The following is an 18878-nucleotide window of genomic DNA, read 5'->3' as shown; positions in this document are numbered from 1 at the left end:
CCCTTTCCGCGTGAAGGAGCCCCGCCCGGTTGGGCGGGGCTCCTTCACGCGGGAGAGGCGGGTCACGCTTGAGCTCGGGTCACATCCGCTGGGCCAGCCGGTGGTACGCCTGGTTCCAACGGAGACGGTCCGCGAAGTCATGGGCCGTGGTGGTGTCGTCGATCATCACCAGCTCGGTGCCGACCATCTGAGCGAAGTCACGCAGAACGTCCGACCCCACCGTGGTGAGGACCGTGTGGTGCGGGCCACCGGCCATCAGCCAGCACTCGGCCGATGTGGACAGCGAGGGCCGAGGCTCCCACACCGCCCGCGCCACCGGCAGGCACGGCAGAGGCTCATCCGGCAATACGACATCGATGTCGTTGGCCACGAGCCGGAAACGGTCGCCCATATCGGCCAGACCGATCACCGTGGCAGGGCCGGCGGCGGCGTCGAAGACCAGGCGCACCGGGTCCTCACGCCCTCCGATCGACAGGGGGTGAACCTCACAGGACGGCTGGGCATCGGCGATCGAGGGACACACCTCGAGCATGTGCGCGCCGAGGGTCCTGGGCGTGCCGGGCCCGAAGTGGTAGGTGTAGTCCTCCATGAACGAGGCCCGCGGGCCCATGGCCTTCGCGGCGGCGAGCAGCGCGGAGGTCTTCCAGTCGCCCTCGCCGCCGAAGCCGTAACCGTGGGCCATGAGGCGCTGGACGGCCAGGCCGGGTAGCTGCCGCAGTCCGCCCAGGTCCTCGAAGTTGGTGGTGAAGGCGCCGAAGCCGCCCCGGACGAGGAACTGGCGCAGGCCGGCCTCGATGGCGGCTGCGTGGCGCAGCGAGGAGTGGCGATCGCCGCCGCGCACCAACTCCGGTGCCAGTCGGTAGAGTTCGGAGTACTCTCCGACGAGCTTGTCGATCTCTTCGGCGGTCACGGCGTCGACGAGCTCGACGAGGTCGTTGACACCGTAGGTGTTCACGCTGACACCGAACCGGAGCTCCGCCTCCACCTTGTCACCCTCGGTCACCGCCACGTCACGCATGTTGTCGCCGAAGCGCGCCAGGCGGAGATTGCGCATGTGATGGAAGCCGAGCGCCGCCCGGACCCAGTCGTCGACCCGCCCGACGACCTCCGGGTCGGACACATGGCCCACCACGGTCTTGCGGGCCACGCCGATACGGGTCTGTATGTAGCCGAACTCCCGGTCGCCGTGGGCTGCCTGATTGAGGTTCATGAAGTCCATGTCGATGGACGACCACGGCAGTTCCCGGTTGAGCTGGGTGTGCAGATGCAGCAGCGGCTTACGCAGGGCGTCGAGCCCGGAGATCCACATCTTCGCAGGAGAGAAGGTGTGCATCCACGCGATCACCCCGACACAGGCCGGGTCGGTGTTGGCGGCCTCCAGTGTCCGCCTGATGGCGGAGGCCTCGGTCAGGACCGGCTTTCCCACGATGTCGGCGCCGATCCGTCCGGAAGCGGCCAGCATCTCCTGGATTCTGGCCGACTGCTCCGCCACCTGGTTCAGGGTGTCCGCACCGTAGAGGTGCTGACTTCCCGTCAGGAACCAGATCTGCGGCTGGGTTGTGCTGTTCATCGGTCTTCCCCTCGTGGGCTCACTGGCCGTAGACGTTCTGGTAGCGCTCATAGAGCCGGTCCACGGCGGCCGCGTCGATGGCGGCCGGGGCACCCAGCTGGCGGGCGAAGTGGACGGTGCGGGCCACGTCCTCGACCATGACGGCCGCTTTCACAGCCGAACGCGCGTCGCGGCCGACGGTGAAGGGGCCGTGGCTGCGCATGAGGACGGCGGGCGAGCGGCTGTCACGGAGCGTGTCGACGATGCCACGACCGATGGAGTCGTCGCCGATGAGCGCGAAGGGGCCGACCGGGACCTCGCCGCCGAACTCGTCGGCGATCATGGTCAGGACACACGGGATGGGCTCGCCACGTGCGGCCCAGGCGGTGGCGTAGGGCGAGTGCGTGTGCACCACGCCTCCGACCTCGGGCATATGCCGGTAGACGTAGGCGTGGGCGGCCGTGTCCGAGGACGGCGCCAGGTCGCCCTCCACCAGGTTGCCGTGCAGGTCGGTGACGACCATGGCGTCGGGGCTCAGGTCGTCGTAGGACACGCCGGAGGGCTTGATGACCATGAGATCCTCTCCCGGAACGCGGGCCGAGACGTTTCCGGCGGTCCAGATCACCAACCCGTATCGCGTCAGTTCACGGTGCAGGTCAGCGACGGTCTGCCGGAGGTTCTTCACACTGTCGACGGCACCCATCACTTCTCCTTCGATTCGATGGCAGAGCGGCGCATGGCTCGCAGTCTGCGCATGACGTCGCTGCCGCCCCGGCCGAAGTGGTCGTGCAGGGCGACGTACTCGGCGAAGAGCCGGTCGTAGGCGGCGGCTTCCGCGGGGCGGGGCCGGTAGACGGCTCGGTCGACCGAGCCCATGGCGGTAGCGGCGGCTCGGACGTCGCGGTGCGCACCCGCGGCCACCGCCGCGTGGAGCGCCGACCCGAGGGCCGGTCCCTGGGCGGAGCGGATGATCGAGAGCGGCAGGCCGAGGACGTCGGAGTAGAGCTGCATGAGGAACGAGTTGCGCACCAGACCGCCGGCGACGATGAGTTCGTCCACGGGTACACCCGCGGTGGTGAAGGTCTCCACGATCGTGCGCGTACCGAACGCGGTGGCTTCGAGCAGAGCACGGTAGATGTCCTCGGGCCGGGTGGAGAGGGTCTGCCCCAGAACCAATCCGGACAGCTCGTGGTCGACCAGCACCGAACGGTTGCCGCTGTGCCAGTCAAGGGCGATCAGGCCGTGCTCACCGACCTTCTGGTTCGCGGCCAGGTCGGTGAGCAGTTCATGGACGGACAGGCCGCGTTCCCGGGCCTGTACGTGGTAGCCCTCGGGGACCTGGTGGTCGACGTACCAGGCGAAGATGTCCCCCACTCCGCTCTGTCCGGCCTCGTAACCCCACAGCCCGTCGACGATGCCGCCGTCGACCACACCGCACATGCCGGGGACCTCGCGCAAGGTGTCGCCGTTGAGGACGTGGCAGGTGGACGTGCCCATGATCGCGACCAGCTGACCGGGCTCCACAGCTCCGGCCGCCGGGGCGGTGACGTGTGCGTCGACGTTCCCGACGGCGACCGCGATGCCCTGCGGCAGTCCGGTCCAGGCCGCGGCCTCAGCGCTCAGGCCACCGGCCCGGTCGCCGAGGCGGCCGATGGGCTGATCCAGCTTCTCCGTCACGAAGTCGGCGAAGGCGGGGTGCAGTTCGGCGAGGAAGTCCGCGGCGGGGTACTCGCCGTCCTGGCGCATCCCCTTGTAACCGGCGCTGCAGGCGTTGCGTACGTACTCCCCCGTGAGCCGCCAGACGATCCAGTCGGCGGCTTCCACCCACCGGTCCATGGCGGCGTACACCTCGGGCGCCTCCTCCAGCACCTGGAGCGCCTTGGCGAACTCCCACTCCGAGGAGATCAGCCCTCCGTACCTCGGCAGCCACTTCTCCCCGCGCGCCCGCGCCAGGGCGTTGATCCGGTCGGCCTGCGGCTGGGCGGCGTGGTGGCGCCAGAGCTTGACGTACGCGTGCGGATCCCCAGCGAGTTCGGGCAGGTCGCACAGCGGGGTTCCGTCCCCGGTGGTCGGCACCATGGTGCAGGCGGTGAAGTCGGTCCCGATCCCGATCACACGAGCTGGATCGACCCCGGCGTCCGCGATCGCGGCCGGTACGGCGATCCGCAGAACGTCGAGGTAGTCCTCGGGAACCTGCAGTGCCCAGTCCGGCGGCAAGGTCTGGCCCGTCGCGGGCAGGGACCGGTCAATGACGCCGTGGCGGTAGGCATGGACACCCGTGCCCAGCTCGGCGCCGTCCCGGACCCGCACCACCACGGCGCGTCCGGACAGCGTGCCGTAGTCGACACCGACTACGAGGGAGTCAGGTTCGTCGGCCATGAAGCCACCTTTGGTCGTTCGTCGAAGGACACCCGAAGTGTTATCGCTAACAATCTATGCGTCAAGACATCCGCCGACAGCAATGACCGGGCATGTGAGCGTGCTCAGGCAGGACTTCGGGGGATCGGCCGGGTAAGAGGCTCAGCCGCGCGGAGCCGCGACGCTCTCCCGCGGGATGAGTGTGGGGTTGAGTGTGCGCAGCGAAGGCCCCGACTCGCCCTCGATCCGAGCCAGCAGAAGGCTGAGGGTCTCGGTGGCCACCCCGTCGAAGTCCGGGCGCACCGTGGTCAACGGGGGCGAGAAGAAACCGGCTTCGGGCACGTCGTCGAAGCCGACGATGCTCACGTCGTCAGGGACGCGACGACCCCGCTCGGCCATGGCGCGGATGGCGCCGAGGGCCAGGTGGTCGTTGGCCGCGAAGATGGCGGTCACATCGGGCATGCGGGCCAGCATCTGACCCGCGCGGTAGCCGGAGGACGCGCTCCAGTCCGCGGAGCTGACGGGTGGAATCTCCGCACCGGCCTCCTGCAGAGCACGCCGCCACCCGCGCGCCCGGCCCGCGGCGTCGAACCAGTCCGGCGGACCCGAGATGTGCCACACGGTCTGGTGCCCCGCGTCCAGCAGGTGCCGTGTGGCGGCGAAGGCCCCCTTCTCCTGGTCGACCGTGACCAGCGCTCCACCCCGGTCGGGGTCCCCGTCGACGGCCACGAGCGGGACGTCGGCCGGAATCTCCGCCAGTGCCTCGTCGGCGGATGCGGTGGGAGCGATGACCACGATGCCGGCGACCCGCTGGTCCCGGTGGTGTTCCACCGCCGCGGCGATGGAGGAGCGGTCGAGGACGCGCACCCGTCGCACACTCACCGCGAAGCCCTGGGTCGCGGCGGCCAGTTCGAAGGCCGCCAGCATCGAGGTCGGCCCGTACAGAGTGGAGTTCTGGGCCACCACGCCGATCTGCTGGGAGCGGCCGGTCACCAGGGTGCGCGCGGCACGGTTGGGCCGGTATCCCAGCTCAGCGATCGCGGCACGCACTCTCAGCCGCGTCTGCTCCCGGACATTGGGGTGCCCGTTGAGCACGCGGGACACCGTCTGGTGGGAGACCCCGGCGAGCCGCGCCACGTCCGTCATGGCCGGCTCGCGTACCCGGGTAGCCGCCGAGGCGTCCTCCACCTGCATCTCCTGACTCCGCTTGTTTCTGCCTGCCCGGCACCTGTGAGCGACCACGCGGGGACGCAGCACCTCGAACCATAACCAGGCTAGAGGCCCGACAGCCAGCGCGCGCCTCCCGCACTCACCAAGATCCGGAGATGAGGAGTTCCGAGGCGCTCGAACTCCAGGGGCCTCAAATAATGAGCGCTAACATAGCGCACCTCCTCCCCTGTCCCTGTGATGCGAAATCGCAGTACCCCAGGGGTTGACTGGGTAGATGTGAGCGTTCACTCTGATGCACCAGTGACCCCGGTCACGCGAAGCTCGCCACCCCGAGTGGGCACAGTTGAGCACGGAGGAAGCAGTGTTGAAGAAGATCGCCACGGGTGTCAGCGTTCTGCTGCTCGCCACACTGACGGCGTGTGGTTCGGACAGCACCTCGAGCAAGGACGGCGACAGCGGCGCGGCCGGCAAGAAGATCACCATGGGCTTCGCCCAGGTCGGGGCCGAGAGCGGCTGGCGTACGGCCAACACAAAGTCCGTCCAGCAGTCCGCGAAGGCGGCGGGCGTGGAGCTGAAGTTCTCCGACGCACAGCAGAAGCAGGAGAACCAGATCAAGGCCATCCGCTCCTACATCCAGCAGAAGGTCGATGTCATCGCCTTCAGCCCGGTGGTGGAGACCGGCTGGGACGCGGTGCTGCTGGAGGCCAAGCGGGCGCGCATCCCGGTGATCCTGACCGACCGCGCGGTCGACTCCGACGACGACACCCTGTACGAGACGTTCCTCGGCTCCGACTTCGTCGAAGAGGGCGAGAAGGCCGGCGAGTGGCTGGTCGAGAACACCAAGGGCCCCGTCAACGTGGTGGAACTGCAGGGCACCACCGGCGCCGCACCCGCCATCGACCGCAAGAAGGGCTTCGAGGAGAAGATCGCCGCCCGCCCCGACATCAAGATCAAGGCTTCCCAGAGCGGCGACTTCACCCGCTCCGGCGGCAAGCAGGTCATGGAGGCCTTCCTGCGCTCCAACCCCGATGTCGACGTCGTCTACGCCCACAACGACGACATGGGCCTGGGCGCCATCGAAGCCATCAAGGCCGCCGGTAAGAAGCCCGGCGAGGACATCAAGATCATCACGGTCGACGCCGTCAAGGACGGTATGCAGGCGCTTGCCGACGGGGAGATCAACTACATCGTCGAATGCAACCCGCTCCTCGGCGACCAGCTCATGGACCTCGCCAAGAAGGTCGTGGGTGGGGAGAAGGTCCCCAAGCGAGTGGTCACCGAGGAGACCACCTTCACGCCCGAGCAGGCGAAGAAGGCGCTCCCCGACCGGCAGTACTGATCCACGAGCTCCAGTCCCTGCCACCGCGCGCCTCGTGCCGGTGGCAGGGGCTGGCACCCACGACGAAAGCACTGGTCATGACCGATTCCTCAGCGCTGACCGGCACCCCGGTGGTCGAGATGCGCGACATCAGCGTGGAGTTCCCCGGCGTCAAAGCTCTCTCGGGCGTCGACCTCCGTCTGCTCCCCGGTGAAGTGCACGCTCTGATGGGCGAGAACGGGGCAGGCAAGTCCACCCTCATCAAGGCACTCACCGGCGTGCATCCTCCGACGGCCGGCGTCATACGCCTGCATGGCGAGCCGGTCGCCTTCGACGCGCCCGGTCAAGCCCAGGAAGCCGGGATCAGCACGGTGTACCAGGAGGTCAACCTCCTGCCCAACCTCTCGGTTGCGGAGAACATCCTGCTGGGCCGCGAGCCGCGGCGGCTGGGGCACATCGACGGCCGGGCCATGCGTGCGGGGGCGAAGGAGCTGCTCACCCGCATCGGCCTGTCCATCGACCCCGCCTCCCTGCTGAGCTCTCACCCGATCGCCATCCAGCAACTCGTGGCCATCGCGAGGGCACTGGTCGTGGACGCACGCGTGCTGGTTCTGGACGAGCCCACCTCCAGCCTGGACGCCGACGAGGTGGACGAGCTCTTCCGGATCGTGCGCGTGCTGCGCGACGACGGAGTCGCCATCCTGTTCGTCTCCCACTTCCTCGACCAGGTCTACGAGATCGCCGACCGCATGACCGTTCTGCGGAACGGCTCACTCGTCGGTGAGTACCTGCCGTCGGAGATGAACCACATCGAACTCGTCTCAGCGATGCTCGGGCGCGAAATGGGAGTGCTGGAGGAGGTACAGCGGCGCTCGGAGGACCGGGCTCCCGGTACCGCGCCGTTCCTCAGCGCCGTCGCCCTGGGGCGCACGGGCTCGCTCGCACCCGTCGACCTGGAGATCCATGCCGGAGAGGTGGTCGGCCTGGCCGGCCTGCTCGGCTCGGGCCGCACCGAGCTGGCTCGCATGCTCTTCGGCGCGGACCGCGCGCATACCGGAACTCTGACGGTCAACGGCAGGGAACTCCGCCCCCGCGGCCCCCGGGCGATGATCGCCCAGGGCGTGGCCTTCTGCTCGGAAGACCGCAAGGCCGAGGGAGTCGTCGCCGAACTCAGCGTCCGCGACAACCTCGTGCTCGCCCTGCAGGCCGCCCGAGGGTGGGCACGGCCCATCCCGCGGCGCACCTCCGAGGCCCTGGTGAAGGAGTACATCGCGAAGCTGGACATCCGCCCCGCCGATCCCGACGCCCTCATGAGCTCCCTTTCCGGCGGGAACCAGCAGAAGGTACTGCTCGCACGCTGGCTGGTCACCCGGCCCCGACTGCTCATCCTCGACGAACCCACCCGGGGCATCGATGTCGGTGCCAAGGCGCACATCCAGAAAGTCGTGGCCGACCTCGCGGCCGAGGGAATGGCGGTGCTGTTCATCTCCGCCGAACTGGAAGAAGTGGTGCGCGTGTCCGACCGGGTCGTCGTCCTGCGTGACCGGCACAAAGTGGCCGAACTGAACGGGCAGGACGTCTCGGTGGACAAGATCATGTCTGTCATAGCCGCTCCGAGCGCCAACCACACCGCGGCGGTGGCCTCATGACGCGCGGGCGGCTGCTGTGGCCGCTCATCGCCCTCGTCGCACTGATCGTCCTCAATGTCGCCGTCGAGCCCTCCTTCGTGGAACTCCGCCTTCAGGACGGGCACCTCTTCGGCAGCATGATCGACATCCTCCGCAACGGAGCACCTACGCTCCTGATCGCCGTCGGCATGACCCTGGTCATAGCGACCCGGGGCATCGATCTGTCCGTGGGAGCCGTCGCCGCCATCGCCGGCGCGATCGCCTGCACCTACATATCCGGCGGCGGGGACGCGGTCACCGCAGTCCTGCTGGCTCTGAGCGTGTGCATCCTGCTCGGGCTGTGGAACGGCTTCCTGGTCTCCGTCCTGGGAATCCAGCCAATCATCGCCACGCTCGTTCTGATGACGGCGGGTCGCGGGGGCGCCATGCTGCTCACCGAGGGCCAGATCGTCACCGTCAAGGATCCCCTCTACCGGCAGATCGGCTCGGGGTTCCTCCTCCTGCCGATCGCGATCCTGATCAGCCTCGCCGTCCTGGCGGCCGTCGCCCTCATCACCCGCCGAACCGCGCTGGGCATGCTCATCGAGGCCGTGGGGATCAACCCGAAGGCGGGCGAGCTCGCGGGCGTGCGCTCACGCACGATCGTCTGGACGGTCTACGTGTTCGCCGGTCTGTGCGCGGGCGTCGCGGGCCTGATGATCAGTTCCAACGTGAACGCGGCCGACGCCAACAGCGCCGGTCTGTGGATCGAGATGGATGCCATTCTCGCCGTCGTCATCGGGGGCACGTCGCTGGCCGGGGGGCGGTACTCCCTGGCCGGGACCATGCTGGGCGCCCTCGTGATCCAGACACTGACCACCACCGTCTACACCATCGGTGTGCCGACCGACGTCACTCTGGTCTTCAAGGCCGTCGTGGTGATCGTCGTCTGCCTGCTCCAGTCGCCCCGGACGGCGAGGATGCTCCGCGCACGCCGTAAGACCGCTGTTTCAACGCCCCGCTCCCAGGAGGTGGCCGCCGGATGAGCACCTTGGCTCTTTCCTCCGCACGTCTTCCCCAGCGATTCCTGCCCGTGGTCGCCACCTTCGCCGTGTTCGTGGTCACCTTCGGAGCCGGGTCGGTCCGTTACGAGAACTTCGCGTCGGGGCAGGTGGTCGCGAACCTGTTCGTCGACAACTCCTTCCTCATCGTCCTCGCGGTGGGCATGACCTTCGTCATCCTGACCGGCGGCATCGACCTCTCGGTCGGCGCCGTCGCCGCCCTCTCCACCATGATCGCCGCGGCCACCCTGAACGCGGGCTGGCCTCCGCTCCTTTCGATCATCACTGTCCTCGGGTCGGGCGCCACCCTGGGCCTGCTCATGGGCCTGGTCATCCATCACTTCGAGGTCCAGCCGTTCATCGTCACGCTGGCGGGTATGTTCCTGGCCCGCGGGCTCTGCTTCCTCATCAGTGTCGAGTCGGTCTCCATCACCGAACCCTCCTTCCGTGAGTTCGCCGCCGGCGCCATCACGTTGCCGGGCGACATCACCCTGACCTACAGCGTCGTGATCGCGCTGGCCGTGGTCCTGGCGGCCCTGTACGTCCTGCATCTGACGCGCTTCGGCCGGACCGTCTACGCGGTGGGCGGCAGCGAGTCCTCGGCCCGCCTGATGGGCTTGGCCACCAGCCGGGCCAAGGTCGGCGTCTATGTGGTGAGCGGTTTCTGCTCCGCCCTGGGCGGCCTGCTCTTCAGCCTCTACATGCTCTCCGGCTACGGTCTGCACGCCGTTGGCATGGAACTCGACGTCATCGCCGCCGTCGTCATCGGAGGGACCCTCCTCGCGGGCGGGACGGGCTACGTGGTGGGTTCAGTGGTGGGGGTGCTGGTCCTCGGCACCGTACAGTCGTTGATCTCCTTCGAGGGCACCCTCAGTTCCTGGTGGACGAAAATCGTCATCGGCGTACTCCTGCTCGCCTTCATCATTCTCCAGCGTCTGATCGTCCGCCGGCAGACCTGAGCGTCACTCACGATGGCCGTCCGCCGGGAAGACCGGGCGGCAGAAACGCCGGGGCGGGGCAAAGCCTCGTCCGGACTGCGGGAACCGGCGCGTCGGTCCAGGCCCGGTCGTCCGACGTTGCCGCGTTGTCGGCCGGTGTCAGGACGCCGCCGACGCCCTGGTGCGCGGGGTGGCGGCCGGGCAGGCTAGTTTGCTCGGATGAGTCTCCTTGATGACGTGGCCGAGCGCGACGGCGGTCGATGCTGGGTGTGTGACGAAGTGGTCGACCTCGATCAGTCGGTGAACGACCCGCGAGGGCCCAGCGTGGACAGCCGGACTGCCGACCGGAAGGCCAAGGTCACCGAGCGGCTCGCACACCGGGGATGCAACACGCGGAAGGGCGCGGTCAAGGTGGTCATCGCCTGGCCGGACCGCCTGTATGTGACCGAACCCGCGCCGCTGATCACCGTGGCCGGGAGGCTGGAGCGCAAGGGGGGCCGGGAGATGGTGGGCCGCTGTCCCACCGAGCGTGATGCCCAGGAGGCGGCGGACTGGCTGGTGGACCGGTTCTCCCGACTGGTGCCGGGGCTGCCGGTGACCGCCGCCATCGAACCGGGCGGCGGCCAGTTCCTCGTCGTCCTGTCCTCCGGCCGCCGCTGACCAGGGATCACCAACCCCGCCCAGGCCCACGCGCCGTGGAGCACACCCCGCTCCCGCCGTCACTCCTATCGACCAGGTCGCCGTCACGCCGCTGTCCGCACCACAGTTCCGGCCGGGAGCCGCTGAGACGAGGCAGCCGATGTCCCACGGCGCCTCGTCCCATCCCTGCGGTGTGTCGACACGCCGCAGGGATGGGACCGAGAAGATGGCCGAGCTGTTCGCCATGAGTCAGGCCGGGCCACGGCCGAGGCAGGAGACCGGCTGCCACCGCGTGCCCCAGGCTCCCGGGGCGGGGCAGCTCGGCCCCGGCTCAGCGGCGCGTCCGGGAGATGCCGGGTGACACCACGGAGGTCTCGCGGGGCGGGGATCCGGTCGGCCGGTCAGCTGGTGGGGAAGGAGTCGGGGGTGCTGATGCGGTTCTTGAGCAGTGCCCCCGATTCGGTCAGCACCCCGCTGCTGCTGTAGTCGCCGCCGTCGCAGGTGCCCGGCCTGAAGGCCGCGCTGCTCTCGTCCGCGTCGGAGTAGGTCCAGTTCGCGTAGCCGATCTTCAGCTGGTCGAGCAGGTCCAGCCAGGCCGTCGTGCTCGCCCGGTCCATCGCTCCCCCGCCGGTGGCGGTCACCGTGCCGAACTCGGTCACGAACAGGGGCAGTCGGGAGGCCGCGCGGCTCAGCGTGGCTCGGTAGGAGTCCTTGTGGCTCGCGGCGTAGAAGTGGAAGGCGTACATGATGTTGGACGCCCTGACGGGGTTGTTGACGACCTCGCTCTCGTTCGAGCCCTCCGAGACGCCCAGGGAGGACCAGCCGCGGGTGCCGACGATGATGACGGCGTCCGGGTCCGCGGCCCGGATCACCGGGATGACCTGTTCGGCGTAGTTCTTGATGGCCGTCCAGCTCACTCCGTTGGGCTCGTTGGCGATCTCGTAGATCACGTGGTCCTTGTCGGCGTTGCGGGCCGCGACGGAGGCGAAGAACGTCTTGGCCCGGTCGAGGTTGTGGTTCGGGTCGCCCGGCGTCAGGGTGTGGAAATCGATCATGGCGTACATGCCACGTGCCTCGGCCATGTCGACGAGGCCGTTCACCCTGCTGGTGAAGCCCGCCGGGTCGGTCTCGTAACCGCCTTCCTGGACGTACATGGCCACGCGCAGCAGGTCGGACTTCCAGTCCTTCGCCAGCGCGTCCAGGGACGCGGCGTTGTAGCACTTGCTGAACCACTGGATGCCGTGGGTGCTCATGCCCCGCAGCTGTACGGGGCGGTCGTACTGGTTGCACAGGTGCACGCCGCAGACGTGGAGCCTGCCGTTGATGTCCACGGGGGTGCCGGTGCCCGGGACGGGCGGGTCGACGGGCGGGGGCTCCTCCACGGAGCCCGTACAGGCGACGCCGTTGAGCGTGAACGCCGTGGGTTTCGGGTTGACGCCTGTGAAGGAACCCACCATCCCCAGATCGGCCGAGGCGCCGTTGGCCAGTGTGCGGTTCCAGTCGACGCCGACCGCGGAGACCGCGGAACCGGACTGCGACCAGGTCGCGTTCCAGCCCTGGACGAGCTTCTGCCCCGCGTCGGGCATGGTGAACTTCAGGGTCCATCCGGTGACGGGCTCACCCAGGTTGGTGACCTTGACTCCGGCCTGGAACCCCCCCTGCCACTGGCTGGTGACCGTGTAGTCGACCTTGCATCCGGTGGCGGCCACTGCCGGAGGGCCGAGCAGGGTGGTGAGGCCCAGGGCCGTCGCGCAGGTGGCCAGTAGAGCCAGAAAGCGTTTCACATCGATTCTCCCTCGTACGCGGTAGGACGGGTTGCCGCTCACCGTCGTGATGTGGTCGCGCAGACCTTGCCGTTCAGCCTGAAGACCTGGGGGTCGTGCACGAGGCCGGTGGGGCGGCCGTTGAAGCCGAACAGCACGGTGGTGCCGGGCGCGAGCATGGCGTTCCACCTCAGGGCCTCGGCCGTCACCCGGGGGCCGGTCTGCCCGATGTCGGCCCCCCAGGTGTCGGTCACCTGCTGCCGGTCGGCGAACGTCCAGTCGAGCCGCCAGGGCCGGACGGGGTCGTCGCCGGTGTTCTTGAGCTCGATGTGGGTGGTGAAGCCGTTGCTCCAGCGCTGCGACGTGTACGTCACCTCGCACTGTGCCGTCACAGGCTCACCGCCGCCGAGATCGTCCACGTAGGACGCGACCCAGGCGAGTGGGGCGTTCCAGTTGATGGTGATCTCGTTCGTGGCCCAGGACTCGATGTCGTCGATGTAGCACATCGCCGGTGCGCAGCCTTTCAGCTTGGCCTGCGCGACCGGGTCCTCGATGGACGCGTTGGGGCCGCCGGCCAGGGACCCCGGTGCGGGGTTCGGCAGGGCCGGATCGAGCTGGTTGGCCCAGAAGCGGTGGTGCTGGTTGCGCGAGTCCCGCTCGCCGTACCCGGTGACATAGGACTGGTTCAGCGCGTTGCGGCCCAGCAGGTAGTCGAGTCCGCGCAGTACGGCGTCGCGGTAGGCGGTCCTGCCGGTCAGGTCGTGCGCGGAACCCAGGACGACCATGTTGTTGGCGACCTGGCTGTTCGAACCCCATACGAAGTGCCCGTCGTCGGGGGAGTACGGGAGGCCGTAGGCGGCCCGGGCCGAGTCTGCCGCGTATCCGTCGGCGGCTTCGGTCACCATGCCGCGTACCGTGGCGAGCTGGTCGGCGGACAGCTTGCCCGGCACACTCGCGAGGTTCAGGGCGCCGAGCCCGGCGACCGAGCCCCATGACATGCCGCCGCGCGGGAAGACCGCGTCGGTGTCACCGTGCAGCGGGGAGCGGAGGACCTCCTGACGGTAGCTGTCCTCGCCGGTGGTGAGGAAGAGTTCCGCCGCCGCCCAGTAGAACTCGTCCCGCACGTCGTCGTCGCTGTAGGCGCCGCCGCCCGTGGCGTCCTGCGGATCGGCGAGGATGTCGGGGTGGGTCTTGGCCGCTGTCCACGCGGACCGCGCGGCAGACCGGCACTGTGCGGCGAAGGCCGCGTCGTAGGCATGGAAGAGGCGGGCGCACTGGGCGGCGGTGGCCGCCAGGTTGAGGGTGGCCGCCGTGGTCGGCGGATGCAGTTCCCGGGGCTGGGGGTCACGGTCCGGCCGGAGGGGCAGTCCGGTCCACGCCTTGTCGTGCAGCTTGTGGTGAGCCATACCGGCGAGGGGCTCCCCCGCGGGCACCTGCATCCGCATGAGGAACTCCAGCTCCCAACGCGCCTCGTCGAGGATGTCGGGAGTGGCGTTCCCGTGTTCGGGCAGCCGGAGCTCTCCGTCGCCGAGCGGCCCGGCGTCGGCGGTCTCCTCGTACAGGGTCCGCTCGAACGTGGACATCAGCTGGGCAACCGCTATACCGCCGTTGACCACGTACTTGCCGTGGTCACCGGCGTCGTACCAGCCCCCCGCCGCGTCGAGACGGTAGTCGCACACACCCGGCTGGCAGGGCACGTCGTTGTCGCCCTGGTTGGGGCTCACGCCGAGATGGCCGGCCGGCCGCGCGTACTGCTCGCCCACGATGTCCGCGTCGATCTCGATGCCGCTGCGGTTGTGGTAGAAGTACGCGAGCGCGTCGGTGCGCAGTGGCGCGTAGAGGTCGTCGCCGATGGCGAACGGCTCGCTCTTCTCCCCCGCGACCGTGACGGTGTACCCCTCGCCCACGGTCGTCACCGCACTGAAGTCGAAGGTGTGGACCTGTCGCCGCGAGGCGGTGTCCACGCCCGCCGGAGTGGTGGTGCCGTCGGCCACGCGTGTCCCGGCGGCCGAGTCGAGTGTCCAGAGCAGCGGATCGGTCGCGTCGGTGACCACCGTGCCGGCCTTGGGGCCGTGGGTGAGGTATCCGACCTGGTTGACCCGGACCGGGGATCCGGTGTCCGGTTCGTACGGCGGCGGCGCGGTCCCGCCGCGCAGTGATACGTCGTCGACGCAGAAGGTGAGGGCCTCGGCGCTGCCCCCGATCTGGAAGACGAGCTGCGCCGCGTCATGGTCGGCCCCGGCCGTGAAGGTCTCCGTGACACGTTCGGCGGTCGTCCCGACCGGCTGCGCGGTGGCCAGTTCCGTGGTCCACGGTTCGGTCGCCATCTGCACGTTGGTGCGGATGGCGACCGGTACGGTGGACGTCGCCGTGTAGCTGAGGGTGTATCCCTCACCGGCGGTGAGGGCGAGCCCGTTCTGCCCGACGATGGCGTCCCACGCATTGGCCGTGCCCGCGGGGACGTCGGCACAGAGGCGTCCGTCCGAGACGGCGACGGGGCTGTTGGCCGTCGACCACCAGGGGGCGGTGCCCGCGGAGAAGTCCCCGTTGACGACGACCTCGTGGCCCTCGTCGAGAGGCTGGGCCGCGCCGGCTGGTGGGGCGAGGGTGCCGGCCAGCAGTCCGGCGGTGGCTACGGCGCCCGCTAACACGCTGACGCGTCTGGAGCGGTCCGGTCGGCGCAACGTACGGGACGGGCGGGGAGCGAGTGGCTGATGTCGCGGCACACCGAAGTCCTTACGGGAGGGGGAAGGGCACACAGTGACTGAGGCACCGGTATGACGTCCGGCGGAGTGCGGGCAGTAGTGGGAGCGCTCCCAAAATCGGGGTCGCGGGACGTGCCGTCAAGCGGTTGGACAGGATTCGCCGCTCTGCCGGACTCATGAGAGACGACCGACCGGGCCCAGGACACCACGCGACTCGGCCCGGCAGGGCTCGGCCACAAGAACTCTGCCGCCTCGCCTGACCACCCGGCCGGCCGCCTGTCGGGCCGACGGCCACCCCGCCCCCCCTGCCCGCTGGAGCGCACCGTGCCGCCCTGGCCCCGCCGCGCCGCAGCGCGACAGCCATCCCGGCCTTGACCGCCCCGCCCTGACCTCAGCCTTCATCGATCCTCTCGACACATCCTCCGCGATGGGTTGTCAGGGGCATAGCAAAGCTCCTACAGTCCGTAGCACCAGCGGATGGGAGCGCTCCCAGAACCAGAACGGCGGGCGCATCCGATTCCGTGATCGCCCCATCCGGTCGTCCCTCCCGGAGAGGCCCCGCATGCGAGCGTCACCGCACTCCCCCAGTTCCGGGCGCAGCCTGCTCAGCACTCCTGCCGGCGTCGGCACGACGCGACCCGGTGGACGCCGGATCCCGCCCGTGCGGGACCGACGACTACGGCCGCGCTCCGGCCACGGCGATCCCACCCGCTTCGCCACGGCGCTCGCCCTGAACAGCACCCTCCTGATCCAGGTGTCGCCCCGGGACTCCTCGCCCGATGGTGGCCGCAGGAGAGAGAAGCACCGCCGGAAGACCATCCCCTCACAGGCACAGGAGACCTCATGGCTCGACGCAAGAAGCTGTTCACCTCCCTGGCGGCGGCGGTCGCGACACTCCTCGGTGGAATCGGCCTGACGCTGATGGGCCAGGGAGACGCGCAGGCGCACGGCGCGACGATGACACCGGGGTCGCGTACCTACCTCTGCATGCTGGACGCGCGGACCGGGACCGGCGCGCTGGACCCCACCAACCCGGCGTGCAAGGCCGCGCTCGCCGAGAGCGGCGCGAACGCGCTGTACAACTGGTTCGCCGTGCTCGACTCCAACGCGGGCGGACGGGGGGCGGGCTACGTCCCGGACGGAAAGCTGTGCAGTGCCGGTGACCGCTCGCCGTACAACTTCACCGGTTACAACGCCCCCCGCTCCGACTGGCCCCGGACGCACCTGACGTCCGGGAAGACCATCCAGGTCAAGCACAGCAACTGGGCGGCGCACCCGGGCTCCTTCCGGGTGTACCTGTCCAAGCCCGGCTACTCGCCGAGCACCGAGCTGGGCTGGGACGACCTGGAACTGGTCGGGACCGTCTCCGACCCGCCGCAGTCGGGCGGGCCCGGCACCGACGGCGGCCACTACTACTGGGACCTGGACCTGCCCTCGGGCCGCTCGGGTGACGCGGTCATGTTCATCCAGTGGGTGCGATCGGACAGTCAGGAGAACTTCTTCTCCTGCTCCGACATCGTCTTCGACGGCGGCAACGGCGAGGTGACCGGCATTCGCGGCTCGGGCGGCACTCCGCATCCGACGCCCACTCCGACACCCACCCCCACACCGACCCCGACACCCACCCCCACTCCGCCTCCCGCCGATCCGCACACCGGATGCATGGCCGTCTACAGCGTGACCAACTCCTGGAGCGGCGGCTTCCAGGGTTCCGTGGAGGTCATGAACCACGGCACGACGGCGCGTGACGGCTGGGCCGTGCAGTGGAAGCCCGGCTTGGGCACAAAGATCAGCAGCGTGTGGAGCGGGGCGCTGACCACGGACCCCGATGGCACGCTCACGGTCAGGAACCTCGGCTACAACCGCACCATCGCACCGGAGGGCAGCGTCACCTTCGGGTTCACCGCAACATCGACCGGCAACGACTTCCCGGTCGGCTCGATCGGCTGCGTCACCCCGTAGCCACGATCACGAACGACAAGTGCCGGTTCCCGCGCGATGCGGGAACCGGCACTGTCGTGTCTGACACCCCTCCGCACGTCGGGCACCAGGACAGCTGGAGACCTCCCTTGTGCGGCCCGTTCGCCCCACCGGGTGGCAGAGGTGGCAGCGCTCGGTAGTACCCACCGGCGCCGACGCAACCGATCCACCCCGGACGAGCGGGCCCTGGGCACGAGTGATGCGGGTGCAGTTGCTCCGCGCCTGCCCTGGGTCAGGCTCAGCCGTGCTCGTCGGAGCGACACCTCCAGGGCTCTGGACGGGCGTCGAAGTACGGAGGCCCTGCGGGGGGCCACGGCCGACAGCAGCCGCCTGCCACCGGCGATTCCACCGAACAGATCACGAGCCCGACGGAACCCCGCTCTCGCGGCCACGGCCTGCGGGCCTGTCCGCGGGCGCGGCTCCCGACGATGGCGACCCCTTCTCGCCGGCGGCCTTCCCACTCGGCGGGCACGACAAGACCGTCGGAGTGTCGAAGCGCTTCGACATCTAGCTCTGGACAGCGACCCGTAGGGCGGATTACTGTTCTTGCAACCTGAGGTTTACGTGCAGATCGCGCTGTCGAAGCGCTTCTCGACCCTGGAGATCCTGATGGTCACCCTTGCCGACGTGGCGCAGCATGCCGGAGTTTCCGCCAGCACGGTCAGCTACGTCCTCAGTGGCAAGCGAACCATCTCCGAGGTCACCAAGCGCCGGGTGGAACGCAGCATCACGGAACTGGGCTACCACCCCAATGCGGGAGCCAGGGCACTGGCCAGCAGCAGATCCAACATCATCGCGCTGATGATGCCGTTGCGCACGGACATGTACGTCCCGGTGATGATGGAGATCGCCATCGCCGTTGCCACCCATGCTCGGGAGTACGGCTTCGACGTCCTGATGCTCACCGGCGAGGAGGGGCCCGCCGCCGTGCGCCGTGTGGTCGCCAGCGGCCTCGTGGACGCCGTCATCCTGATGGACGTGGAGCTGGACGATGCCCGGCTCCCCGTACTGCGCGAGAGCGGCCGACCCGCGGTGCTCATCGGCCTGCCCTCTCAGACCACCGGTTTCACCTGCGTCGATCTGGACTTCACCGAGGCCGGCGCCCTGTGTGTGGAGCATCTGGCCGAGTTGGGGCACCGGGAGGTCGTCGTGATCGGCGAGGCTCCGGCCGTGTACGAGCGGAAGGCCGGCTTCGCTGAGCGTACGATCGACGGCCTGCGTGCCCGCGCACGTCGGCTCGGGCTGCGTGTGTTGCACCGTCCGTGCGAGGGCACGTACGCCTCGGTGGCGAGCGCCGTCGGGCAGATCTTCACCGAACGCCCCGATGTCACGGGCTTCGTCGTGCACAACGAGCAGGCGGTGGAACCGCTGCTCAGCCTGTTGCGCCAGGAGAGGCGGGCGGTGCCCGAAGACATCTCGGTCGTCGCCGTGTGCCCTGAGCAGGTCGCCCTCCAGGGTTCGGTCCGGCTGACCTCCGTCACCATCCCCGCGCGGGAGATGGCACGTCAGGCCGTCGACCACCTCATCGCCAAGGTCGAGGGGAAGGCCGACGACGAGGTCGTCCTCCTCAAGCCGGAGCTCGTTGTCCGCGCGAGCAGCGGACCGGCGCCCGTCGCGGGATGACGGCCGCGGTCCCCCAGCGGTCATGGGGGCACCAGGCGCCGCGGCGTGTGCCGGGGACCGCGCCGGAGCGACGGCAGCGGGCGGATCGAACACCGCCGCGAGTGTGTGACTGCGGTGCTCGCGAAACCTGTACGCGGTGCGTTGCGTGGAGTCCCTTCCACGGGGTG

Annotated in this window: 13 protein-coding genes; 7 read left to right on the top strand and 6 right to left on the bottom strand. The window is 69.2% G+C overall.

Annotation, left to right across the window (positions count from 1 at the left end; translation table 11 throughout):
• Nucleotides 1-79: 79 nt before the first annotated feature.
• The 4 genes from araA to DJ476_RS31020 form a co-directional block, all read right to left on the bottom strand.
• On the bottom strand, nucleotides 80-1570 hold the full coding sequence (gene araA / locus DJ476_RS31035) for an L-arabinose isomerase (RefSeq protein WP_112492058.1): 1491 nt from the start codon (nucleotides 1568-1570) through the stop codon (nucleotides 80-82).
• A 19-nt stretch (nucleotides 1571-1589) separates the two neighbouring features.
• On the bottom strand, nucleotides 1590-2252 hold the full coding sequence (locus DJ476_RS31030; protein ID WP_112492057.1) for an L-ribulose-5-phosphate 4-epimerase: 663 nt from the start codon (nucleotides 2250-2252) through the stop codon (nucleotides 1590-1592).
• Complete coding sequence (araB, locus tag DJ476_RS31025) at nucleotides 2252-3928, bottom strand: ribulokinase (protein ID WP_112492056.1); 1677 nt, start codon at nucleotides 3926-3928, stop codon at nucleotides 2252-2254. The genes DJ476_RS31030 and araB overlap by 1 nt, the downstream gene beginning before the upstream one ends.
• Before the next feature lie 141 nt (nucleotides 3929-4069).
• On the bottom strand, nucleotides 4070-5053 hold the full coding sequence (locus DJ476_RS31020; protein WP_318294817.1) for a LacI family DNA-binding transcriptional regulator: 984 nt from the start codon (nucleotides 5051-5053) through the stop codon (nucleotides 4070-4072).
• Between the two features lie 385 nt (nucleotides 5054-5438).
• On the opposite strand from DJ476_RS31020, the gene DJ476_RS31015 reads away from it, so the two are divergent.
• The 5 genes from DJ476_RS31015 (at nucleotide 5439) to DJ476_RS30995 (ending at nucleotide 10661) form a co-directional block, all read left to right on the top strand.
• Nucleotides 5439-6416 carry an ABC transporter substrate-binding protein gene (locus DJ476_RS31015; protein ID WP_404827558.1) on the top strand — a complete coding sequence of 326 codons (978 nt, stop codon included), beginning with the start codon at nucleotides 5439-5441 and terminating at the stop codon, nucleotides 6414-6416.
• A gap of 77 nt (nucleotides 6417-6493) precedes the next feature.
• Nucleotides 6494-8044: a sugar ABC transporter ATP-binding protein gene (locus DJ476_RS31010; RefSeq protein WP_112492054.1), complete on the top strand. Its 1551-nt coding sequence runs from the start codon at nucleotides 6494-6496 to the stop codon at nucleotides 8042-8044.
• The gene (locus tag DJ476_RS31005; RefSeq protein WP_112492053.1) at nucleotides 8041-9048 is read left to right on the top strand and encodes an ABC transporter permease; all 1008 of its coding nucleotides are present in this window, start codon (nucleotides 8041-8043) and stop codon (nucleotides 9046-9048) included. Before DJ476_RS31010 ends, DJ476_RS31005 begins: the two co-directional genes overlap by 4 nt.
• A complete protein-coding gene (yjfF, locus tag DJ476_RS31000; RefSeq protein ID WP_112492052.1) occupies nucleotides 9045-10022 on the top strand; it encodes a galactofuranose ABC transporter, permease protein YjfF in 978 nt (325 codons plus the stop codon). Before DJ476_RS31005 ends, yjfF begins: the two co-directional genes overlap by 4 nt.
• A 198-nt stretch (nucleotides 10023-10220) precedes the next feature.
• Complete coding sequence (locus DJ476_RS30995) at nucleotides 10221-10661, top strand: hypothetical protein (protein ID WP_112492051.1); 441 nt, start codon at nucleotides 10221-10223, stop codon at nucleotides 10659-10661.
• A 380-nt stretch (nucleotides 10662-11041) separates the two neighbouring features.
• On the opposite strand, the gene DJ476_RS30990 is transcribed toward DJ476_RS30995, so the two are convergent.
• Nucleotides 11042-12424, bottom strand: coding sequence for a cellulase family glycosylhydrolase (locus DJ476_RS30990; RefSeq protein WP_112492050.1), 1383 nt, complete (start codon nucleotides 12422-12424; stop codon nucleotides 11042-11044).
• 38 nt (nucleotides 12425-12462) lie between these two features.
• Entirely contained in the window at nucleotides 12463-15054 is a 2592-nt protein-coding gene (locus DJ476_RS30985) for a glycoside hydrolase family 9 protein (protein WP_167480409.1), read from the bottom strand.
• A gap of 897 nt (nucleotides 15055-15951) precedes the next feature.
• On the opposite strand from DJ476_RS30985, the gene DJ476_RS30980 reads away from it, so the two are divergent.
• Both DJ476_RS30980 and DJ476_RS30975 read left to right on the top strand, forming a co-directional pair.
• Entirely contained in the window at nucleotides 15952-17070 is a 1119-nt protein-coding gene (locus tag DJ476_RS30980) for a lytic polysaccharide monooxygenase auxiliary activity family 9 protein (protein WP_112492049.1), read from the top strand.
• A 627-nt stretch (nucleotides 17071-17697) separates the two neighbouring features.
• Nucleotides 17698-18711 (top strand): LacI family DNA-binding transcriptional regulator, encoded by a 1014-nt coding sequence (locus tag DJ476_RS30975; protein WP_112492668.1) that lies wholly within the window; start codon nucleotides 17698-17700, stop codon nucleotides 18709-18711.
• The last annotated feature ends 167 nt before the right edge of the window (nucleotides 18712-18878 follow it).

The sequence above is a fragment of the Streptomyces bacillaris genome, from assembly GCF_003268675.1.
Lineage (GTDB): Bacteria > Actinomycetota > Actinomycetes > Streptomycetales > Streptomycetaceae > Streptomyces > Streptomyces bacillaris.
The sequence above is the reverse complement of the archived record's forward strand: the minus strand, read 5'-3'. Positions and strand labels throughout refer to the sequence as shown.